This window comes from Colwellia sp. MB3u-45 (genome assembly GCF_014077005.1).
Classification (GTDB): domain Bacteria; phylum Pseudomonadota; class Gammaproteobacteria; order Enterobacterales; family Alteromonadaceae; genus Cognaticolwellia.
On record NZ_JACGVC010000046.1, the window covers coordinates 149,731 to 170,770 of the forward strand.

The window sequence follows — 21,040 nt, forward strand, 5'->3', positions numbered from 1 at the left end:
TTGCCATTTCCCTGATTTTAATAACACTGCCAGCCATTTATGTTTTGTTGTCATTTTAGGGCTTGGTGTTGCTCATAATCGCTCATTACATCATCATTATCTATAAAATTTTGCAGTAACATAGGGTTAATTAACTTACTGCCTATCCTGATACTGTTTAAAATATTGCAATACTTAATTCCGCAATGCAGAATAACATCATAAGATTCAAAAATTTCACGTCTTTCTAAAGACAATAAATACCTTAAGGCTGTAGATGAAATACTATCCCAGAGTGCTGATATTAGCTGTGGCACTGATCCTGTCTGGCGGCTTTCTAGCTAATCAAATACAAACTAATGGCGGTACGGTAAAAGTGAGTCATGTTCGCTTTGCCGGCAACGACGGCATTATTACCCACGCACGGCTTTACGTACCTAATAGCGTTTCAAACGCAAACCCAGCACCTGGCATTGTTGCTACACACGGTTATATCAACTCAAATGAAACCCAAGCAGTTTTTGCCCTCGAGTTTGCGCGACGTGGTTACGTTGTACTAGCGCCGGATCAAACCGGCCATGGTTATTCAGATCCCGCCGCTTTCGCTAATGGCTTTGGCGGTATAGATACACTGGCTTATATCAAGACATTGCCGTTCGTTGATCAAAATAATATTGGCCTTGAAGGTCACTCTATGGGCGGTTGGGCATCACTTGTGGCCGCCGGTGTCTATCCAAACGATTACCAATCATTGGTGATACTGGGTTCATCACCCGGTACTTATGGTGCGCCTGAAGGAACTCCAGATTGGCCGCGTAATATCGCGGTTATTTTTTCCAAATACGATGAGTTTTCATCGCTGATGTGGGGCGTTGATATACCAACAGACATCATAAAAACTGATAAAATTAAAACTCTGTTTGATACCCCTGAAGACGTCATTGCGGGCAAACTTTATGGCAATATTGCAGACGGTAGCGCACGCATTTTTCATCAACCAGCGGTTACTCATCCTGGCGTTCACTTTTCATCGGTAGCAATAGGACATGCTATCGACTGGTTTGATCAAACTTTAGCCGGTGCACATCCCATTCCATCCACCGACCAAATTTGGCTATGGAAAGAAATCGGCACATTACTGGCTTTAATCGGTATGGTCATACTCATCGCGCCTGCCCTAAGCAGGCTAGTTCAAACCTCAACATTCAATTCACTTAAAGCATCAACACCTAAATTGTTCAGTTTAACCGGACGAAGTTGGTGGCTAGGCGCACTGATATTTACCACCTTGCCGGCACTAACACTGTTCCCGTTTAAAGGCATCAGCGAAACGCTAGGATGGCAAGCATCAGCTTTGTTCGCTCAAAACATCAGCACTCAAATTATAGTATGGGCACTGCTGACTGGGCTTATTTCAATGTCACTGTTTCTACTTTGGCATTTTTTGTTGAACCGTAAAACCAGAGCTAGTTTTGCAAGCTATGGCTTAACTTGGCACGGCCGAGTGCAATTATCCTCTATTGCGCACTCATTTTTATTGGCATTTTCTGTTGTTGGCGTACTTTATACATCGCTTGTATTAACCGACTATTTATTTGATGTCGACTATCGTATTTGGGTCTTTGCCATCAAACTGTTAAGCCCGTTGCAAATGGGTATTGCTCTGTTATATCTGCTTCCGTTCAGCCTGTTTTTTATCATTGTGGCTACCGTGTTACATGGCCAACTGCGGCGCGATAACTGGAGCTTTAGTCAGGAGCTAGGGGTGAACTGGCTGTTATTGAACCTTGGTTATCTGCTGTTGTTGATCGCACAATATACGCCGCTGCTAATGGGTAAGACACTGTTAATAGCCAGTGAGCCATTGTGGTCGATTATCGCATTGCAGTTTGTGCCATTAATGACCATAGCGTCAGTCGTTTTTACGATCGCCTACCGTGTTACCGGTCGGGTTTATACCGGCGGCTTTATTAACGCCATGATCATCACTTGGGTGATTGTGGCGAGTCAAGCAACACATTACGCATTTTGATTAATGTTTCACCCGCTAAAATTATTCTGTTATTAATACGCCTGCAGATACTTTTCAGTATTGTTAATGATAATGTGGCTAAGTAAAAATTTTTAACATCATTGTCTGCAGACTGATAAAGGAAAAATTATGAGTGATAATAACAAGATAAAAGCATCTGATTTATTTGTGCAAGCACTGGAAGCTGAAGGGGTAGACCATATATTTGCGGTACCAGGAGAAGAAAACTTGGAGATGGTCGAATCCTTACGAAAATCATCCATTAAATTAGTCTTAACTCGCCATGAACAGGGTGCTGGGTTTATGGCGGCTACTTATGGTCGCCTTACTGGCAAAGCCGGTGTTTGCATGGCTACACTGGGGCCTGGAGCAACAAATTTAGCAACGCCTGCCGCTTATGCTCACTTAGGGGGTATGCCCTTAATTATGATCACGGGACAAAAGCCGATTAAAAAATCAAAGCAAGGCCAGTTCCAGATTATCGACATAGTTGGCTTGTTTGATCCTATTTGTAAAATGTCTAAACAAATTGTCCACGGTGATACTATTCCTTCATTAGTGCGCGAAGCTTTCCGCCTTTGTGAAGAAGAACGCCCAGGCGCGGTGCTTTTAGAGTTACCCGAAGATATTGCCGCTGAAGAATGTACCCCGGGAGTAATGCACCCCCATAAACGGCTTTACGCTAGCCCTAATGATTTGGCCCTAGAAGAAGCAGTAGCCTTAATAAAAAGCGCTAAAATGCCCTTAATACTAATTGGCGCTGGCGCAAATAGGCAAAATGTTCGAGAGGCAATGTGTAGCTTTGTTCACTCAACACGTATTCCGTTCTTTGTTACGCAAATGGGTAAAGGCGTAGTTGATGAACGCTCAAGTCTATTTTTAGGTACTGCAGCGTTATCAGCAGGCGATTATTTACATTGTGCCATTGAACGTGCAGATTTAATTATTAATATTGGCCATGATGTTATTGAAAAGCCGCCATTTTTTATGGAAGAAGGCGCTAAGAAAGTGATTCATGTTAATTATAAATCTGCCCAAGTTGATCAAGTTTATTTTCCACAATTAGAAATTATTGGCGATTTAGCCGCTTCTGTTAATGCCTTAAAAAATAAGTTAGTCGGAGAGGTTGAGTTCGATAGAAGCTATTTTGATAAAATAAAACTCGCCATTGAGCAGCATATTGAAGTGGGAGCAGATGACGAGCGTTTTCCTATTATTCCACAACGCTTTGTAGCTGATATTCGCAAGGTGATGGGCGAAAAAGATATTATCGCTTTAGATAATGGTATGTATAAACTCTGGTTTGCCCGTAACTATAAAGCTTATCAACCCAATACCGTATTACTTGATAATGCCCTTGCCACCATGGGAGCAGGCCTGCCGTCAGGTATGATGGCTGCAATGCTAAATCCTGACCGACGCGTGATGGCAATATGTGGTGATGGCGGTTTTATGATGAATTCACAAGAATTAGAAACCGCTATTCGTTTAGGCTTGAACTTAGTGGTCACCGTGTTAAATGACAATGCTTACGGCATGATCCGTTGGAAGCAAACCAGTTCTGGTTTTGCTGATTGGGGTTTAGAGTTTAACAATCCTGACTTTATTAAATACGCAGAAAGTTATGGCGCAACCGGTCATAGAATCACTTCTGCTGACAATATTATTGCTACTTATGAAAAAGCATTTTCAGCTGGCGGAGTTCACCTGGTAGAACTGCCCGTTGATTACTCTGAAAATCAAAAAGTATTAGTGGATGAATTGGCAGCAAAGGTTTGTTTACTATAGAGCTATTATTTTTTATATGGCTTGTTAACAAGCGACTTTTAACTTATTAAAGAGCATATTATGACCGAATTAGACAAAAGCAAAAGCGCTGAAACGTTCGATATTGTTAACCCTTATGATCAAACTTACTTAGGGTCTTTACCCTTAGTCACCTGGGATGATATTGACAAAGATTTAGCCACTGCTCAGCAACTATTTAAAGACCGCCAGCAATGGCTTCCTGCCTTTGAGCGGATCAATATTCTCAAAAAAACAGCGATATTGATTTCACAAAGAGCAGATGAATTAGCGCTTTTAATCGCCAGTGAAGGCGGAAAGCCGCTAGTTGATGCCCGTGTAGAAGTTACTAGAGCTATTGACGGCGTAGAGCTTTGTGCGAAAGAAATATCAGCATTAACCGGTAAACAAATCCCAATGGATTTAACCCCAGCTGGTGCGGGCAGAATCGCCTTTACGACCAAAGAGCCTATTGGTGTTGTGGTTGCTGTTTCAGCGTTTAATCATCCATTAAATTTAATTGTCCATCAAGTCGCGCCAGCGATAGCTGCCGGTTGTCCTGTGCTAGTTAAACCTGCACGAGATACGCCATTATCTTGTAAAGCATTTGTTGATATCTTACATCAAGCCGGATTACCGGCACAGTGGTGCCGTTTTATTATGTGCGAAACGTCTATCTCTGAAAAAATGATCACCGACCCTCGTGTCGCCTTTTTCAGTTTTATTGGTTCAGCCAAAATAGGCTGGATGTTGCGCTCTAAATTGGCGCCCGGTACACGTTGTGCATTAGAGCATGGCGGAGTTGCCCCAGTTATTATTGAAGAAAGTGCCGATATTGCAGCGATGATCCCAAGTTTACTAAAAGGCGGATTTTATCATTCAGGACAAGTGTGTGTGTCTGTACAACGTATTTTTGCGCCTAGGGAGCAAGCCAGCGCTATCGCACAAATGTTGGCTGACGGCGCAGAAAAAATTATTGTCGGTAACGCAATTGATGAAGCGACCGAATGCGGGCCACTTATTCGTCCTAAAGAAGTTGATCGTGTTGAGGCCTGGGTTGATGAAGCCGTATCGGCAGGCGCAACCCTAGTCACCGGCGGTAAACGTCTGGGTGAAAGCACTTATGCGCCCACCGTGCTACTTGCCCCCCCCGTTGATGCCAAAGTATCTACCATGGAAATTTTTGGCCCTGTGGTTTGTGTCTATGGCTATGACGATATTGACCAAGCCATTGTTCAAGCTAATTCGTTGGAATATGCCTTTCAAGCCTCGGTGTTTACCAAAAACCTTGATATAGCCATGAAAGCGGTACAGGCATTGGACGCTACAGCAGTAATGGTCAATGACCATACGGCTTTTCGTGTTGATTGGATGCCTTTCGCTGGACGTAAACAATCGGGTTATAATACCGGTGGTATCGCTTATACCATGCACGATATGTCTCAGGATAAAATGGCAGTTATTAAGCTCTAACGTTAATAATCTGCGCTATAACTATCCATTAAAAAAAGAGTCTCTAATTATTAGCGACTCTTTTTTTTACACTAGGTAACTTAAAAATTATTGCACCGTGATATTGCACCGCGATAATTCGTTCAACATCTGCGCAGCGTTATTATGCCAACAGATAAAGTGTGACTAAACATAACTTGAAAATAAATCTACCTGTGCTGAAGCGTTAATACAATCACGTAATTATTTCACGTAATTATGTCACGTAATCAACTTTCCACTTTGATAGAGAAATAGTCACTACATATCTTTTTAGTTATTAATTATCAGGCTACAGCGCTTAAAAATAGGCCTATAGGTCATTCAACCTATGTGAATAAAACTTAGTGTTTGGTATCTTGGCATCAATTAGATTAACCAACAGGTAGCAGCACTAATGTCTTACAACAAAAAAAAGATTTACTCACTGAATATAATTACCGCAACACTTCTTTTGGGTTGTGGCGGCTCAGGTGGCTCTGAAACGACTATCACTCCAGCGCCGATCGCTTCACCAAGCCAACCAGCACCTATTGCAAGTTCATCTAGCTTAGTCTCCTCTACCGGTGTTATTACTGGTTTTGGCAGTGTTTATGTTGATGGCATACGCTATCTTACTGACAATGCTGACATCAATATCAATGGCAATAGTGGTGCTGATGTTTCGTTGTTGAAAGTAGGTATGCATGTGACTATTGCTTCAAGCGACGATAATAGTGAGACTCCCGAAGCCTCAAGAGTGACTTATGAGTCTGAAGTAGAAGGCGTGGTGAGCTCGATAGATAGAGATAACCAAACCATTATTGTCGCCGGCACGTTAATCTCCTATAACAACCTGACTCACTTTATTGATATTACTGAAGCTAACTTGTCTGTGGCTCAGCGAATAGAAGTTAATGGCTATTTAAGACAGGATAATTCTTATCTTGCCACTATGATCAAGCTTGACGCTGATACCAGTAATGACCAGGCCGAATATACCCGAGGATTAATTGAACAGCTCAATACTACGAATAGAACCTTTCGCTTAAATCAATTGATTATTGACTACAATACCGCCTCAATTGAAGGGGAACTGAGTAATGGGGCTTTAGTCAAAGTTGAAGGTGTTCTAGCCAACGAAACGATTATCGCATCTCATATTGAAACCGAGATGTTTGACGACAATAGCGACTCTTCAGCAGAAGAGTTCTCTCGTTATGAAGTGGAAGGCATAGTATCGGCGTTCGATGCCACGAACAACACCATCACTGTCAATGGCTATAGCTTTACGCTTGCTGATACAGTTCAATACCAAGGTGGCACAGCAGATGCCTTAATAGCGGGTGTATTTGTTGAACTCGAATTATCGACTAGCAAAGCAGTCGTACGTATTGAATTTGAAGCAGACAAATATCGTTCTGATGGCAAAGTTAAAGGCAATATTGAGCAAATTGATCGAGATAATCAATTAATTACCCTGTATGGCCAAGCTTATAAGTTAAGTATTAATACCCGCTTTGAAGATGATGACGATCAATATGTTAATTTACAAAGTCTCCAAGTTAATGATGCGGTTGAAATAGTGTTTGCGCTGATTGATGGCGTTAAAGTCATACAGCGAATTGAGCGAGAAAACAGCAGCGAATTTAACGATGAGTGGGAAATTGAAGGGGTTGTCAGTGCATTCGACGCGTCATCAATCACGGTTAATGGTGTAAGGATTTTGTTGAATAGTAGCAGCCTGTATCTTAATCAAGATATTGTCGTTGCCATGGATGATTTCATCAATGCGCTCGTACTAGGTATCTCTGTCGAAGTAGAAGGTTACTACGATAGTAATAATCAATTAGTGATTAACAAACTTGAACTAGAGTCACCTTTACAAGGCGATGACCCATCAGACGATTCATCAGACGACCAAAACGATTCATCCAACGATGATACTGGTCAAGGTTACGTAGAAATCGAAGGTCGGGTATCGCAATTACTCTCCGCAACTAGCTTTACACTTAATGGCTATGAAATACGTTTAGATAATAGCGCTCGCTTAGAACTCAATGATCAAAACGTTAATTTAGTTGACTTTATGAATGCAATATCCGTTAATACCACGGTAGAGATTGAGGGTGTATGGGTTGAAAACACCTACATTAGCGTATTAGAAGCTGAAATTGAATCGAATTGAATCGAATTGAATCGATGATTAAATTCAAAGGAGTGTAGCAACAAAGCGAGGTTTATCCTCGCTTTTTTTATGGGATTAAAATGCATAAAGATAAAATAATATCACTGGCCCTTTCACTTATCATTGGCTTTAAACTGGTAGATATTTATGTCGATTTTAAAAGTGAAGTTAGCTACATTCATTTAGCACAAGAGCTCACTCTGGTTATTATTTCGTTATCACTTTTTATCTTTCTCATGAAAGATATTTTTACCCGCAGCAAGCAAACTAACTATTTACTGCGACAATTAGATTCCAGCCAACACCAGCAAAAAATACTCAATGAACAATTAGAAAGAAGTAAGCACAGTTTTTTTGATGCCATTAACGCGCAATTCGCTATTTGGGAACTCACAGCGGCAGAACATGATATTGCGCTTTTTCTCTTAAAAGGCTTAACGATTGCTGAAATTGCTTCGCTAATGCAAAAATCAGAAAAAACAGTGCGTAACCAGGCTTCGTCGATTTATAAAAAAGCCCAAGTAAGCGGCCGGCATGAACTGGCAGCAATTTTCTTTGAATTTTGGGAAGTAGATTCCAAGCATTAATCTTAATGCCCTGAGTGATAACTAGTGCTAATACTTAGTGTTAATGTCGATGACTAATACTCGTGCCGATAGCGAGTAAATAAAAAGGCCACTATCGGTGGTGATATAAGCATTATAATCTCAAAAGTGCTTGGCGTATTTCAAACAGCATTTCATCTTATTCGCTTAATAGGGTGCTTAGTTAGGTATGTTGCCTCAAACAAAAAATACTATTTAGAACAGCAACATAAGCTATTTATTAGATTATCAATATGTAAGCCGCTGAAAGTAGGTCAAATTATATTTTATCTCTGGGTTTATCATCAGTTTAATTCTTTTTTATGTAAACCGTATTTTTTCATTTTATCGTAAAGGGTCTTTCTTGGTAATGAGAGTAACGCCATGGTGTCTTTAATACTGCCCTCGTTACTGAGTAAAGCTTCATGAATAAGTGAACGCTCAAAAAACTCTACCCGCTTAGTAAGACCGGCATTAACGTTAATGGTTGAAGTATGGTTATCTTCCTTCTCAAACGTTGCCTCTTCTCCCATCAAAATGTAACGTTCTGCTAGGTTACGTAATTCTCTGACATTTCCCGGCCAATCATGCGTCAGTAACTTGGTAATATGTGCTTGAGATAAAGGTATTAGCTCTCGGTGAAAACGTGCCGAAGCAACTCTGGAAAAGTGTAGAAACAGTAATGGAATATCTTCTATTCTTTCCCGCAATGGTGGAATGTTGACATCAAGCAAGTTTAAGCGATAGTAGAGGTCATGTCGAAAGCCGCCTTGATCGCACAATGCTAATAAGTCGACTTTTGTCGCCGCAATAACACGAATATCGAGGTTAATAGGGGTGTTAGAGCCTAAGCGTACAACTTCTCTATCCTCTAACACGCGCAGTAACTTTATTTGTAGCGCCATGGGAGTGCTTTCAATTTCATCAAGAAAAATAGTGCCTCCATTGGCATATTCAAATTTGCCAATACGTTTTTTATCTGCCCCCGTAAATGCTCCTAACTCCGCGCCAAAAAGCTCACTTTCAATAAGGCTCTCAGGTATTGCACCACAATTAAGCGCCACAAAATTGTTATTTTTACGAGTACTATGATCATGTAAATAGCGCGCAACCAATTCTTTTCCTGTGCCCGTTTCGCCGTTAATCATAATATCGGCAGGCGCATCAATAATCTTGTCGAGCACGTTACGCATTTTTACTATCGCAGGCGTGTTACCCAGTATTCTAGGACCCGGTGAAGACTGTGTTTCGAGCTGCTTGCGTAATTGCCTGTTTTCTAAAACAAGAGTACGCTTATCTAGCGCGCGCTTAACTGCGTCTAATAAATGCTCGTTTTCAAATGGTTTTTCAATGAAGTCATAAGCACCTTTTTGAATCGCTTCAACGGCCATAGAAATGTCACCAAACCCTGTCAATAAAATCACCGGTAAATCGCGATCAATTTGCTTAATATTTTCCATCAATTGATGGCCATCCATATCTGGCATATTTATGTCGCTGATGATCACTCCAGGCCAGTTTTTGTCTAAGTTGACGATTAAGCTATCAGCATTGGAAAATGTACGAACATTATAGTTTTGTAATTCAAGCAATTGTTCAATGGCGTCACGAATGTGCTCTTCATCATCAATAATAAAAACTTTGCCTAAGTTATCTATATCCATTGCTAACTGTCCTATTTAAACGGGTGTAGTGGTAAAGAAATGGTGAAAATAGCACCGCCTTCACAGTGATTTGTTGCAATTAATTGCCCCTGCATTGATTCAATTATACGTTGTGAAATAGATAAGCCGATACCAAGGCCAAAGCTTTCTTTCGTGGTAAAAAAAGGCTCAAATATTTTATCTATATTGGTATCTAAAATACCCGGACCGTTATCCCTAAACAATATTTGCACATTACTATCTATTGGTTTTATTTGTATATAGATTTGTTTTTTATCAATATCTTTCATTGCTTGAATAGCATTACTGAGAATATTTACAAACACTTGCTCTAAACGTATACCGTCTCCCATAATATAAAAAACTTGCTCAGGAACCTTAAAAAATATTTGCACTCTTTCGTTCTGTGCTTGATGTTTAATTATGGCTAAAGTTTCGTTGATTGACTTTTGAACATACACAGGGATATGTATTCCCGTACTTTTTTTAGTGAAGTTTTTAAATTGACTGACAATACTGGCTAAACGGTCAATAAGCCCAATAATATGTTTTAAATTACCGGTCACCTTGTTGGTCATGCCTCTTTCTTGATAAGTTAGTGCATTTTGCGAATAACTTTTCAGTGCCGTCAGCGGTTGATTAATTTCATGGTTAATACTCGCTGACATATTGCCAATCACCGCCAACTTTGCTGATTGAATTAACTCTTCTTGTATATTCTCAAGTTGTCTTTGAGTGTGCTCACGTTGTTCAATTTCCGCCAAAAGTTTGTGATTAATGGCGGTCAAATCTTCTGTGCGCTCTTTAACTCTTTGCTCTAATAACAACCTTGCTTGGTATAATTGCTGGCTATTTTTCATACGTTCTTTAATAAATAATACCAATATCACCAAAAGCAAGTAACCGCCAATGCTGACAATAGTTAAAAAAGAGTCTTCACTATTTATTGGTTTTAACGAGCTCCATATATGTACTTGCCAATTTGCATCTGCCATTCTTGCTTGTTGAGCAAAAATAATTTCCTGAGTTGAGCTATCATTAATTTGATATAAACTAGCGTCTAATGTCGGAGGGAAAAAAGGACTGGAAATTTTAGTTAAGTCAAGTTGCTGAATATCTCGACTAGCATAACGCTTTAGGTCTAAAGGTGTTGAATCAGTCTTTTCTCTTAAAAAATTAATTTTCTTTAATCGCCACTCTTTGCGGTCAGAAATAAATATAACATTATCCGGAGCAACAATAAGGAAGTTATAAAGATCACCGTTTATCAGTTGTTCATGTTGGTTTTCGATCGCGGCAATACTTATCTTTACAACAACAACACCAATAACTTGTTCTTGATAAGTCACAGGGTGAGCAAAATAATAACCTCTTTTATCGCTACTGAGCCCCACAGCGTAATAATGAGATGATACGCCAGTCATCGCCTGTAAAAAGTAAGGTCTTACCTTTAAATTACTGCCAACAAAAGAATTCTTTTTTCGCCAATTACTGGCAGACAGTGTTAGGCCATTTTCATTAATTAAATAAATGTCTGAGGCTTGGGTGACTCCACTGACTTCCTCAAGTAATAAATTGAGCTTATCGCGTTTTATCAAATCGTTAGGGTGCGCTAATACCTCCTGTAATAAAGGATGTGTCGACAAAACCTCTGGAAATTTTTCAAATCGACCTAAGGTATTTTCAATATAATTGATGAGGTTATTTAGTTGTTGAGTAGATTGTTGATGCATGCTGTTGTAGGCAGCGCGTAACCCACTTAATTGTACCAACTTAATAGTAAGTACTAAGCCAACAACAAGCACAATTAATATTAGAAAGTTTTTTTCGCGTTGACTCTTTTTTGTCATTGACAACCTACAGCATAATTCAAGTTATCTACTCTACTGATTAGATTTAATCTAAAAACCACCAGAGTGATTGCTACCAACCCGCCTTATAAAAAGACAGGGTGAATAGCAATTATATCCACTGACTATAGGTCGTAAATGTTGACTAAATGGCTAGTTATTTAATCGCATATTATCTCATATTAGTAACCATTGATCTTATCGATATATTCTGGAAATGCTAGTGAAATTTGAGGGACATAAGTGATCAAGATTAAAAATCCCAGTAATAAAGTTAACCATGGTAAACAGGCTTTGATAACCCAACCCATACTTTTTCCCGTGATACCTGCAGTCACAAATAAATTGAGACCAACCGGAGGCGTCAGCATGCCTATCTCCATATTAACCACCATAATAATACCAAAGTGGATAGGGTCGATGCCTAATTGTGTCGCAATAGGAAATAAAATCGGCGCCATGATTAAAATGATAGCTGAAGGTTCCATAAAGTTACCGGCAATTAATAACAAGATATTGACTATGATCAAGAAAGCCCATGCCGACAATCCCCAAGCAATTATTGTCTCGGTAATAATATGTGGAATACGTTCGGTCGTCAGTACATGAGCAAATAACATTGCATTAGCAATGATAAATAACAACATAATGCTGACTTTTGCCCCATCTAAAACTACCCGTCTGACTTCTTTATTGGTGACACTTTGTGGTAAAGCTAAACTCATTAAACCTATGTTACGTGCAATGGCTCGAATAACTGACTCTTTTGTATTGCGCCACTTAACACCTTTGAGTGGCCCAATATCACGATAGCCAAACACCGCAACAAGATAAGCATAAACAGCGGCAACAGCAGCCGCTTCTGTTGGGCTAGCAACACCACCATAAATAACACCTAGCACGATAAAAATCAGTGCCAAACCACCCATAGCAATAGCACCAGAACGTAATAGCGTTTTAATACCCGGAAATGGTTGCGATGGTAATTTCTTTTTACAAGCAATAATGTATATGGCTATCATTAAGATAGAGCCCATCATTAGGCCAGGTACCAATCCAGCCATAAACATTCTTGAGGCAGACACTTCTGTCGCTGCAGCATATACCAGCATAACAATTGAAGGGGGAATTAATATCCCTAATGTCCCGGCATTGGTGATCACGCCCGCAGCAAAATTTTCAGGGTAACCGGCTCTCACCATACCAATGATACAAATTGAACCTATCGCGGCAACCGTGGCAGGTGACGAACCAGAAATAGCAGCAAATAGCATACATGCCAATACAGAGGCCATTGCTAAGCCACCACGGATATGGCCTACACTGGCGATTGCAAAGTCGATAATGCGTTTGGCAACGCCTCCGGTAGAAAGAAATGCCGAAGACAAAATGAAAAATGGAATAGCTAATAACGTGTAGTGTTCAGAGGTGGCTTCGTACATTTTTAAGGCAACGGAGGCAATGGAGTCATCTGAGAAGAATAAAATGGTGATTATACTTGAAAAGCCCAAAGCAATAGCTATTGGCATACCAATTAAAATGGCTAAAAATAGCGTCAGAAATAGCGCGGCGATGGTCATTTTTCTTGCTCCTGCTTGCCAGTGTCTACACTGGGTTCTTCTTGAATTAAGTGCATGCTTTCTTTTGACTCGTCAGCAAGTTTAAAACCATCTGCTGTGCCATTAATTATGTTGATTAATAATTGAAAAAAACGAAAAAATAACAATGCAAAGCCGAGCAATAAAATAGATTGTCCTATCCAAAGCGGCATCAAAGGGTCTTCCACATCAATTTTTAAATAGTTCCACGCGGTGTCGGGGTCAAGGGAATTAATAATAAATTCTGGTAAATGAATATCGTCCATAGGAAGTCCGATACTGTACATTTTATTTAAATAAATACTGCTGCCATATAGAAACATGCTGCAGTAACAAAGACAGATCAAGACGGCAAAAATTGAAGTAGCCTTTCTCGCTTTTGGTGGTAGTGATCTGACAAAGGAGTCAACACCGATGTGCGCACCTACTTTGACACCGTATGACATACCAAATAATACAAACCAAGCTCCACAAGTGAGGGTCGCTTCTGCCATCCACATAAAGCCGGTATTAAAAATAAATCTAGCAATAACTTCTGCAAATACTAGCAGTGTCATACTAATTAGCAGAAAGCTGATAATACCTTCTTCTAAAGAGTTAGATATTTTTGAAAACATAAAAATTTTTACCTATAAGAGTGTTAATACTTAGTCTAAATTGACCCATGATATTGGGCTTGAACTGCCCAATATCATTACAGAAATGTACAACAGATTAGTTAGACGCTATTGCAGCATCAATCAAATCTTTTCCTATTTCGCTTTCAAATTGCTTCCAAACAGGCTGCATCGCATTAACCCATTCTTGGCGCTCTTCTTTAGATAAATAAATAATAGTTGAGCGGTTTGAATCAATAATTTTTTGTTTGTCTTGTTCTGCTTTTTCAATAGCAATACTATTGCCATACTTGATTGCTTCGTCTATCGATACTTTCAATTCATCACGAATATCGTCAGGTAGTGAGGTCCAGAACTCTTTTGAAGTTACGACCAAGTAATCCAACACACCATGATCACTTTCAGTGATAAAATCTTGAACTTCAAAGAATTTTTTAGAATATATGTTAGACCAAGTGTTTTCTTGACCATCAATAGCTTTAGTTTGAAGCAAAGTAAATACTTCCGAAAATGGCTTTTTAACCGGTACAGCTTCAACAGCCTCAAATTGTGCAGCAAGTACATCAGAAGTCATAATTCGGAATTTTTTGCCTATAACGTCGCTAGGTACGCTAAGTGGACTACTTGAAGATAACTGTTTCATGCCATTATGCAGATATCCTAATCCATGTAAGCCTTTACGACTCATCGAATTAAGTAGTTTTTCACCTGCTGCACTTTGTTGAAAACGATCTACCGCTTGAATATCACTAAACAAAAATGGTAAATCAAAAATTTGCAATTTTTTAGTATATTTATCAAATTTTGACAGCGATGGTGCTGCTAGTTGCACATCACCTAACTGCATTGCTTCCAGTACTTTATTATCGCCAAATAGTTGTGAGTTTGGGAAAACATCAACTTCTACTTTACCCGCGAGCCGGCTTTCAACTAATTCTTTAAATTTAAGTGCCATTTGGCCTTTTGGGGTATTTTCTGCCACAACATGTGAAAATTTAATTTTGATAGCTTCGGCACTGGCATTAAATGCAAATGCACATAAAAGTGCGGTAGTGGTACCTATGATACTTTTTTTAAACGACATAATATGTTCCTATTATAATTTGTTTATTTCAATTTATTACGATTTATCTATCCAGCTTTATTCGGTAATAATCAGCTCGATTTTTCGAAATTAGTCTATTCCAGTGTTAGAGGTTTATTAGACTTATCAGCGTAAACTACCTCTAAAACACTCAACATAGCAATTGATGTAATTGTCGTCGAGTAGACGACAATTACATCAGAGCCTTAGATAGTGACTAACTAGAAGTCAAAACGTGCTGCAAGTTGAAATTCTGATAAATCTTGGCCTGAAGTTGGCTTTCTTGATTCATCATTGTCGAGTTGTTCAAAAGAAGCCCACAACTTAAATGTTTTTGAAAACTGACGAACATATTCGACCTTAATCGACGTAACGTCACCTTTAACATCACAAGCATTTACCGCATAACGGGTGTGAAATTGGTTTTTACCTGATTTCCACTTACCATATAAACCTGCCGTTGAACGTTCTTCACCTGTACATGATGTTACACCACCTACATCATTGCCACTTGCAGTAGATTTTAATTTCACATTACCTGATGAGTTACCACCATAGAGGTCAAAATCGGCTTCAGCAAGATGATAAAAAGCAGAAATAGTGAAATTATCTGAAACATTGTACCAACCACGCACACCATAAAGACTACCTGTGTTATCACCTCGTTGATCTGAAGCGATAGCGGTTTGTAATTTTAAAGGGCCAGACTGATATTCTACCGCTACTTGATATTGGTCAAATGAATCCCCGTCTTGCCCTTCAGTTTGAATGGCTGCACCATATTTCCAATTACCTGAGCTTCTCTGCCATTGTAAAAAGTCATCATCACGAATAGAGCCTTGGCGTAGAGAATCTAAGCCATCAGAAAAATAGGAACCACGAACAAACTTATGCCATAGAAGGGTTTGTGAGCCATAAGTAACGGTGCCAAAACCACCTTTTAAACCCACCAATGCTTGGCGTAAACCGGGTTGGTTATTTTGTTTGAAGTTGACACCATCTTCACCACGAATACCATATTCAACTACAGCTAAACCGGTTAACCCGTTACCAAGGTCAACGGAAGCTTTAGTGCCAACTCGGCTAAGAAAATCTCGACCATTAGCAGCATCATCTGCGGTGCCTGCGTCGACATAATCCATACCAAGACGTAATGAGCCGTAGAAAGATGTTTTAATATCGCCTTCTGCTGCTACTGCAACGTTAGTGGCACCAAGCAATATACCGGTTACACAAACTTTTTTTGCTAAATTGATTGTTCTCTTGTTTATCATTCAATATTCCCATTGTTTTATTATTTTATTTTTTACAACGAAGTAGCGTAATAAAGTGCACAGCCTTACTTTGTTGTATCAGGAGTGTTGCAAGCTTTAATCCAGTTTTTAATTTTGCATAAATATATTTTATTATTAATTAAAAACAATGAGTTAAATTAATACTAGCGTCGAGAATGAGAAAGGATTTGTTAGCGGTGGCGGATAATGACCCCGTAGACATAACAGCCTTTGGCGGATTTCCACCCATAGACTGCAATTGTTTATTTTTAGAAAAATAATCGCTGATGAGCGTCTAAGTAAATACTCACGTTAGCTTTGACAGGCGAGCAATCTTACTCTGTTAAAAAATTTATCCATAACTAGAAACAGTTAAATTAAAGCCATTACACTGATTAAGTGATCTACTTTTTCATGATGAATAATGGGTAAATACGAGGTAGTTAATCAGTAATACTCACAACCAATAGCGGGTATTCAGCTTAAAACAGCCGGCTGAGCTTTGAGTTGCTTTTTCTCCGTTTTAACAATATTGATAATAAAAAGCCCCGTACAATATCTCTTGGACGAGGCTCTTAGGTTACCGACTTTTCATTAATAGTGATTAACGATAAAACGCTTCAACAGTGCCTTTTACCTTCATCAAAAGTGGCTGTCCACGACGATCTAATGCTTTGTGTGTGGCGACTTTTACCCAGCCTTCACTAATGCAATATTCTTCGACATCTGAACGGTCTTTGCCGTTGAGCGTAATACCAATGTCATGCTCAAAAATTTCTGCCACATGATGTGGGCTACGGGGATTGATCGAAAGACGATCGGGTAAAGCGGGTAGCGATTTAGTGTCATTCATGTTGGTGACCTGTAGTAAATAAAAAGTGCGCTATTGTAGGCAATATAAGCATTCCCCTCAATAGTGCTTGGTGTATTTAAAAGCTATTTTAACTGTATTGCTTGATATTAGATGCTGGGTTAGACATTTACCTTTCGCAAGCAAGGACTATCTAAGACAGCAATATAAAATTTTCATTAGAATCTTAATATGGCAACAACTAACAATCGCTTAAATTATATTCTTAAGACGCATTTATCAAGAAAAATTATCATCCATAGTTTTTAAACATTAGCCTCTCGTTGCCTAGCGCTTAAAAAATCAAACGCTGGTATGACAGGCATACTAGTGGTATAAACGGGCCAGAGCATGAAAATCTGCAGTAATCGCAAAATTTTTGCCTTAAATTTACTGTGCCAACCACTTAAGGCAGTCGCTTGTTATCCGGTGCTATATCACCGTTAAGCTAAGCACTGAAATATGATGAACTTAACCATAGAATTTAATAAACCAGAAATAAAAAGTGCCTTTGACTGGCAATTAGCACAAGAAATTAATGTTAAAAATGACGAAAACCAAGTTATTGCTAAAGCAGAAATTGAAATAATTACTTTAAATAAGCACCGTGGTGCTGACGAAAGCTATGAATTATTAAGCCAGCACGATGCTACCGACTGGGAAGTCCCCTTAAATTTATTTTTTAAAAAACAACATGTCGCGGCAGATTTAGTCGAAAAGTTACAGGCAAAAATTGATACTAAAGCCAAAGATCATATCTTAATTGAAGCTATTAGTGTCTTACCCGCATATCGCCAGCAGGGTGTTGCGAAATTTTTACTAAAAGAAATTGCCCAACACTACAGCAAAGTACAGTCAATTTCGGCACTGTGTATGCCAATGAGTTTATTTGTTGATGCACAAGACTGCGAAACACCTGAAAATACCGCCTATTATCAGGCCATGAACTTAACCGCAGACGAGTTAAGCACTGAAGCATTAAGCGCGTTCTTTGAACAGTCTGGTTTTAGTTATTTAGCTATAGATGACAGCGCGTTAGAAGCACCCTTACCTTTTAAAGTCTTTATCGCTAGCCCACAAACCCTCTTGTAATACTAGCGATTAACATACTCGTGAACATGCCTAGTTCACGAGTATCACCTGCAGCGTTTGAAAATTTCTATCTGCCTTTTGTATCTGTCTATCCCTGTGCCTTTTAATGCTCATTAATGGTCTTTTTGCTCGATAAAAAAATAGCTAGGGACATTATTCAACAGTCATTGTTAAGGCATAATATTAGGTAAAGGCCAATGCTTGTCGCATCAACTTAACAGCTTAATCCTAACTTATCTTATCACCTGCACCCTTCACCAAAGGTATAACTATGTTGAGCAATAAAAATGGGCTTTATTTAACCGCGGCTTTTTTCCACGTGTTGTGCTTTTTGGCTTTTGACTTAGGCTTAAAAGCCACTTTGGGTAATTGGGCAAATGACTGCTGCTCTGACTGCTTAACCATCTGCGCTATAGTTGATGTTAAAGGAGTGATTAAATCTTCATAACGGCTTTTTTTCTCACTAATATTAGTCAGTGTGGCTTCCCAGTGAGCGGTCATATCAGGCATGGTAGCCGCAACAGGCAAGGCATTGATCAGTGACGTGCCAATCACAGTGGCATTGATATTCTTGCCTTGGCGCTGCAAATAATCACGTTTAAATAATAAGTCGATAATACCAGCACGCGTTGCTTCGGTACCCAAACCGTCGTTTTCTCGTAAAAGTTTTTTTATCTCATTATCACTGACAAACCTAGCAATGCCGGTCATGGCACTCAGTAAACTGGCATCAGTAAACGGCTTAGGTGCTTGTGTCATACGGCTGATGAGTTCGCCATGACGACAGAGTATTTGCTCGCCTTTCACTAATTTTGGCAATAGTTGATTATTAAGCTTTTCGTCATTGTCTTGCGCTGCATTGTCAGGCTTATTTTTTGCACGCTGAAATAACACCTTCCAACCCTGGGCAATCGGGGTTTTCGCATTCGCTAAGAATTTACCCCCGGCAATTAGCAGCTCAACCCGACACTGGTTATATTGATATGGCGGATAAAACTGTGCTAAATATTGCCGAACAATCAGAAAATAAACTTGCTTTTCAAATGGGTTCAACGACAACTTATTCGCTGATTTCTCGGTCGGAATAATGGCATGATGAGCGGTTACTTTGGCATTATTCCAAGTTTTACTTTTTAACGAGCTATTAGCACCTTGCGCAAACTTAGCATAGTCTTCATCTGCGCTGGCTAACATGGCAATAATGCCTTTAGCCTGAGCGTGATGTTCAGTGGGTAAATAGCGACAATCAGAACGAGGGTAAGTCACCAGTTTATGCTTTTCATACAATGCCTGACAAACATCTAATACCAACTTGGCATTCAATGAATATATTTTTGCCGCGTCAATTTGCAGTGCGGATAAACTATAAGGCAATGCGGCTGCTTGCTTTTTCTGCTGCTCAATCACTGAGCTCACTTCAGCGGTTTTATGGTCAATACGACGGACAACGTTTTCAGCTAAAGCACGATTAAGCACACGGCCTTCTTCATCCATATGCGGTTGGCAGGCCTCGCTGGGTTGCCACTTTGCAATGAATTGCGCTTGGTTACTGGTTTCTAAGTGTGCGTGCACATCATAAAAGTCTTTCGCGACAAAATGGTCAATCTCTTGTTGGCGTCGCACAACTAAACCTAAAATCGGCGTTTGTACCCTGCCGACAGATAACACGCTATTAAAACCGACTTTTTGCCCCTGTAAGGTATAAGCTCGCGTTAAGTTAATACCGTATAGCCAATCTGCTCTTGAGCGCGCTAAAGCAGAAATTGATAAGGGCATAAACAATTGGTTACTTTGTAAGTTAGCCAGCGATCTTTGCACTGCGGGTAGATTTAAGTCGCTAATTAACAAACGCTTAGTATTTTGCTTCTTCTTTGCTGATACCTTGAAAAAATCAATAACCTCATCAACTAACAGTTGACCTTCTCTGTCAGGATCACCGGCATGAATAATTTCGTCTGCTTGCTTAACCAGTTTTCGTAACAGGGTAAGCTGTGACCGGGTTTGTGCTTTAGGTTTTAGTTGCCATTGCTCCGGTACAATCGGTAAATGGGCCATTTGCCACTTTTTAAATGCGGGGTCGTAATCTTCAGGATTTGCTTGTTCAAGAATATGACCAATACACCAACTTACTACGTCACCATTGGCCAATGCGATATAGCCTTGATGATTCTTTTGAGGTTTTGGCAATGCGGCGGCAATTGCCCGACCTAAGCTTGGTTTTTCGGCGATATATAATTTCAAGATGAAGGCTTACCTATAGAGCAAAGGCTGCTGATGTTTTAGATAGCCTAGCATTTAAAACTGTTTATTTATACAGCTAAGCAAAAGTTGCTGATTAATAACTTTCTGTAGCACCGCTGACCAGCAGTCTCTGCTCTTGCCAGTGCTTAGCCAGGTAATTTTACCTAAGACACAACAATTAGCGACAACAGCGCCTAAAGTTACCGCTAAATATTTTACTGTTAGTGAAGTTATGCTATTTTTAAGCTTAATAATTTTAATCTAGAGCAATAGTGCTAATGCCTGCCATTGATACCAGCCAATGCCCTTTATGCCAACAAAATAATTTATGTGCGGTCAATGGTAATGAACCTTGTTGGTGCGTAAGTCGTGATGTTAAACGCGCATTATTGACACAAGTGCCACCAGCCTTATCTGGAAAATCATGTATCTGTAAAAACTGCATTGATAAATTCAACTTTAACAAGGTGATCAACAAGTCTTAAAAACATACCTAGGTATTTTTAAATCATTTAACTTAAATGCTCACCTAATTACTTGCTTAAATAAATGAATAAAAAGGAATTTTCGTGTCACATAAGCAAACAAAACAAGAGACTAACTTTAGCACCATAACAACACTATGAGGTGATGAGCTAACTTGGCGCTGGGAAGACAAACAATCAGCTTTACTCGCAGAATTTTCATGGGAAAAAAGAGCGCATATTAACTATTTTACGGCAGTTATTCAGT

General features: G+C 39.5%; 15 protein-coding genes. 7 read left to right on the forward strand and 8 right to left on the reverse strand.

Annotated features, from left to right (window positions below):
- The first annotated feature begins 256 nt into the window (after window positions 1-256).
- From H4J41_RS09445 to H4J41_RS09465, 5 genes are all read left to right on the forward strand, one after another.
- Complete coding sequence (locus H4J41_RS09445; RefSeq protein ID WP_182135871.1) at window positions 257-2,011, forward strand: S9 family peptidase; 1,755 nt, start codon at window positions 257-259, stop codon at window positions 2,009-2,011.
- Window positions 2,012-2,158: 147 nt separating this feature from the next.
- Entirely contained in the window at window positions 2,159-3,799 is a 1,641-nt protein-coding gene (locus H4J41_RS09450) for an acetolactate synthase large subunit (RefSeq protein ID WP_404842462.1), read from the forward strand.
- A gap of 60 nt (window positions 3,800-3,859) precedes the next feature.
- Window positions 3,860-5,269, forward strand: coding sequence for an aldehyde dehydrogenase family protein (locus H4J41_RS09455; protein ID WP_182135873.1), 1,410 nt, complete (start codon window positions 3,860-3,862; stop codon window positions 5,267-5,269).
- A gap of 415 nt (window positions 5,270-5,684) precedes the next feature.
- Window positions 5,685-7,454 (forward strand): DUF5666 domain-containing protein, encoded by a 1,770-nt coding sequence (locus tag H4J41_RS09460; protein ID WP_182135874.1) that lies wholly within the window; start codon window positions 5,685-5,687, stop codon window positions 7,452-7,454.
- Between the two features lie 80 nt (window positions 7,455-7,534).
- Window positions 7,535-8,041, forward strand: coding sequence for a LuxR C-terminal-related transcriptional regulator (locus tag H4J41_RS09465; RefSeq protein ID WP_182135875.1), 507 nt, complete (start codon window positions 7,535-7,537; stop codon window positions 8,039-8,041).
- A gap of 302 nt (window positions 8,042-8,343) precedes the next feature.
- Here the strand turns inward: H4J41_RS09465 and H4J41_RS09470 are convergent, their stop codons facing one another.
- The 7 genes from H4J41_RS09470 to H4J41_RS09500 form a co-directional block, all read right to left on the reverse strand.
- Window positions 8,344-9,702: a sigma-54 dependent transcriptional regulator gene (locus H4J41_RS09470; RefSeq protein WP_182135876.1), complete on the reverse strand. Its 1,359-nt coding sequence runs from the start codon at window positions 9,700-9,702 to the stop codon at window positions 8,344-8,346.
- An 11-nt stretch (window positions 9,703-9,713) separates the two neighbouring features.
- Window positions 9,714-11,552 (reverse strand): ATP-binding protein, encoded by a 1,839-nt coding sequence (locus H4J41_RS09475; protein ID WP_182135877.1) that lies wholly within the window; start codon window positions 11,550-11,552, stop codon window positions 9,714-9,716.
- Window positions 11,553-11,734: 182 nt separating this feature from the next.
- Window positions 11,735-13,132, reverse strand: a complete 1,398-nt coding sequence (locus H4J41_RS09480) for a TRAP transporter large permease (protein ID WP_182135878.1) — start codon at window positions 13,130-13,132, stop codon at window positions 11,735-11,737.
- Entirely contained in the window at window positions 13,129-13,767 is a 639-nt protein-coding gene (locus H4J41_RS09485; protein WP_182135879.1) for a TRAP transporter small permease, read from the reverse strand. Before H4J41_RS09485 ends, H4J41_RS09480 begins: the two co-directional genes overlap by 4 nt.
- 97 nt (window positions 13,768-13,864) lie before the next feature.
- Window positions 13,865-14,851, reverse strand: coding sequence for a TRAP transporter substrate-binding protein (locus H4J41_RS09490; protein WP_182135880.1), 987 nt, complete (start codon window positions 14,849-14,851; stop codon window positions 13,865-13,867).
- Window positions 14,852-15,072: 221 nt separating this feature from the next.
- Window positions 15,073-16,125 carry a porin gene (locus H4J41_RS09495; RefSeq protein WP_182135881.1) on the reverse strand — a complete coding sequence of 351 codons (1,053 nt, stop codon included), beginning with the start codon at window positions 16,123-16,125 and terminating at the stop codon, window positions 15,073-15,075.
- A 604-nt stretch (window positions 16,126-16,729) separates the two neighbouring features.
- A complete protein-coding gene (locus H4J41_RS09500; RefSeq protein WP_182135882.1) occupies window positions 16,730-16,978 on the reverse strand; it encodes a DUF3297 family protein in 249 nt (82 codons plus the stop codon).
- Between the two features lie 459 nt (window positions 16,979-17,437).
- Between H4J41_RS09500 and H4J41_RS09505 the strand changes: the two genes are divergently transcribed.
- A complete protein-coding gene (locus H4J41_RS09505; RefSeq protein WP_182135883.1) occupies window positions 17,438-18,067 on the forward strand; it encodes a GNAT family N-acetyltransferase in 630 nt (209 codons plus the stop codon).
- Between the two features lie 294 nt (window positions 18,068-18,361).
- On the opposite strand, the gene H4J41_RS09510 is transcribed toward H4J41_RS09505, so the two are convergent.
- The gene (locus H4J41_RS09510) at window positions 18,362-20,308 is read right to left on the reverse strand and encodes a DNA topoisomerase III (protein ID WP_182135884.1); all 1,947 of its coding nucleotides are present in this window, start codon (window positions 20,306-20,308) and stop codon (window positions 18,362-18,364) included.
- 278 nt (window positions 20,309-20,586) lie between these two features.
- Here H4J41_RS09510 and H4J41_RS17820 point away from each other — a divergent pair, with 278 nt between their 5' ends.
- Window positions 20,587-20,793 (forward strand): cysteine-rich CWC family protein, encoded by a 207-nt coding sequence (locus H4J41_RS17820; RefSeq protein ID WP_182135885.1) that lies wholly within the window; start codon window positions 20,587-20,589, stop codon window positions 20,791-20,793.
- Window positions 20,794-21,040 lie beyond the last annotated feature (247 nt).

What these genes read in the sequence shown, in the direction of transcription:
- H4J41_RS09490 (WP_182135880.1), bottom strand. Translation starts at nt 14,851, where the DNA reads ATGTCGTTTAAAAAAAGTATCATAGGTACCACTACCGCACTTTTATGT.
- H4J41_RS09485 (WP_182135879.1), bottom strand. Translation starts at nt 13,767, where the DNA reads ATGTTTTCAAAAATATCTAACTCTTTAGAAGAAGGTATTATCAGCTTT.
- H4J41_RS09465 (WP_182135875.1), top strand. Translation starts at nt 7,535, where the DNA reads ATGCATAAAGATAAAATAATATCACTGGCCCTTTCACTTATCATTGGC.
- H4J41_RS09455 (WP_182135873.1), top strand. Translation starts at nt 3,860, where the DNA reads ATGACCGAATTAGACAAAAGCAAAAGCGCTGAAACGTTCGATATTGTT.
- H4J41_RS09480 (WP_182135878.1), bottom strand. Translation starts at nt 13,132, where the DNA reads ATGACCATCGCCGCGCTATTTCTGACGCTATTTTTAGCCATTTTAATT.
- H4J41_RS09445 (WP_182135871.1), top strand. Translation starts at nt 257, where the DNA reads ATGAAATACTATCCCAGAGTGCTGATATTAGCTGTGGCACTGATCCTG.
- H4J41_RS09475 (WP_182135877.1), bottom strand. Translation starts at nt 11,552, where the DNA reads ATGACAAAAAAGAGTCAACGCGAAAAAAACTTTCTAATATTAATTGTG.
- H4J41_RS09500 (WP_182135882.1), bottom strand. Translation starts at nt 16,978, where the DNA reads ATGAATGACACTAAATCGCTACCCGCTTTACCCGATCGTCTTTCGATC.
- H4J41_RS09460 (WP_182135874.1), top strand. Translation starts at nt 5,685, where the DNA reads ATGTCTTACAACAAAAAAAAGATTTACTCACTGAATATAATTACCGCA.
- H4J41_RS09505 (WP_182135883.1), top strand. Translation starts at nt 17,438, where the DNA reads ATGATGAACTTAACCATAGAATTTAATAAACCAGAAATAAAAAGTGCC.
- H4J41_RS09470 (WP_182135876.1), bottom strand. Translation starts at nt 9,702, where the DNA reads ATGGATATAGATAACTTAGGCAAAGTTTTTATTATTGATGATGAAGAG.
- H4J41_RS09495 (WP_182135881.1), bottom strand. Translation starts at nt 16,125, where the DNA reads ATGATAAACAAGAGAACAATCAATTTAGCAAAAAAAGTTTGTGTAACC.
- H4J41_RS17820 (WP_182135885.1), top strand. Translation starts at nt 20,587, where the DNA reads ATGCCTGCCATTGATACCAGCCAATGCCCTTTATGCCAACAAAATAAT.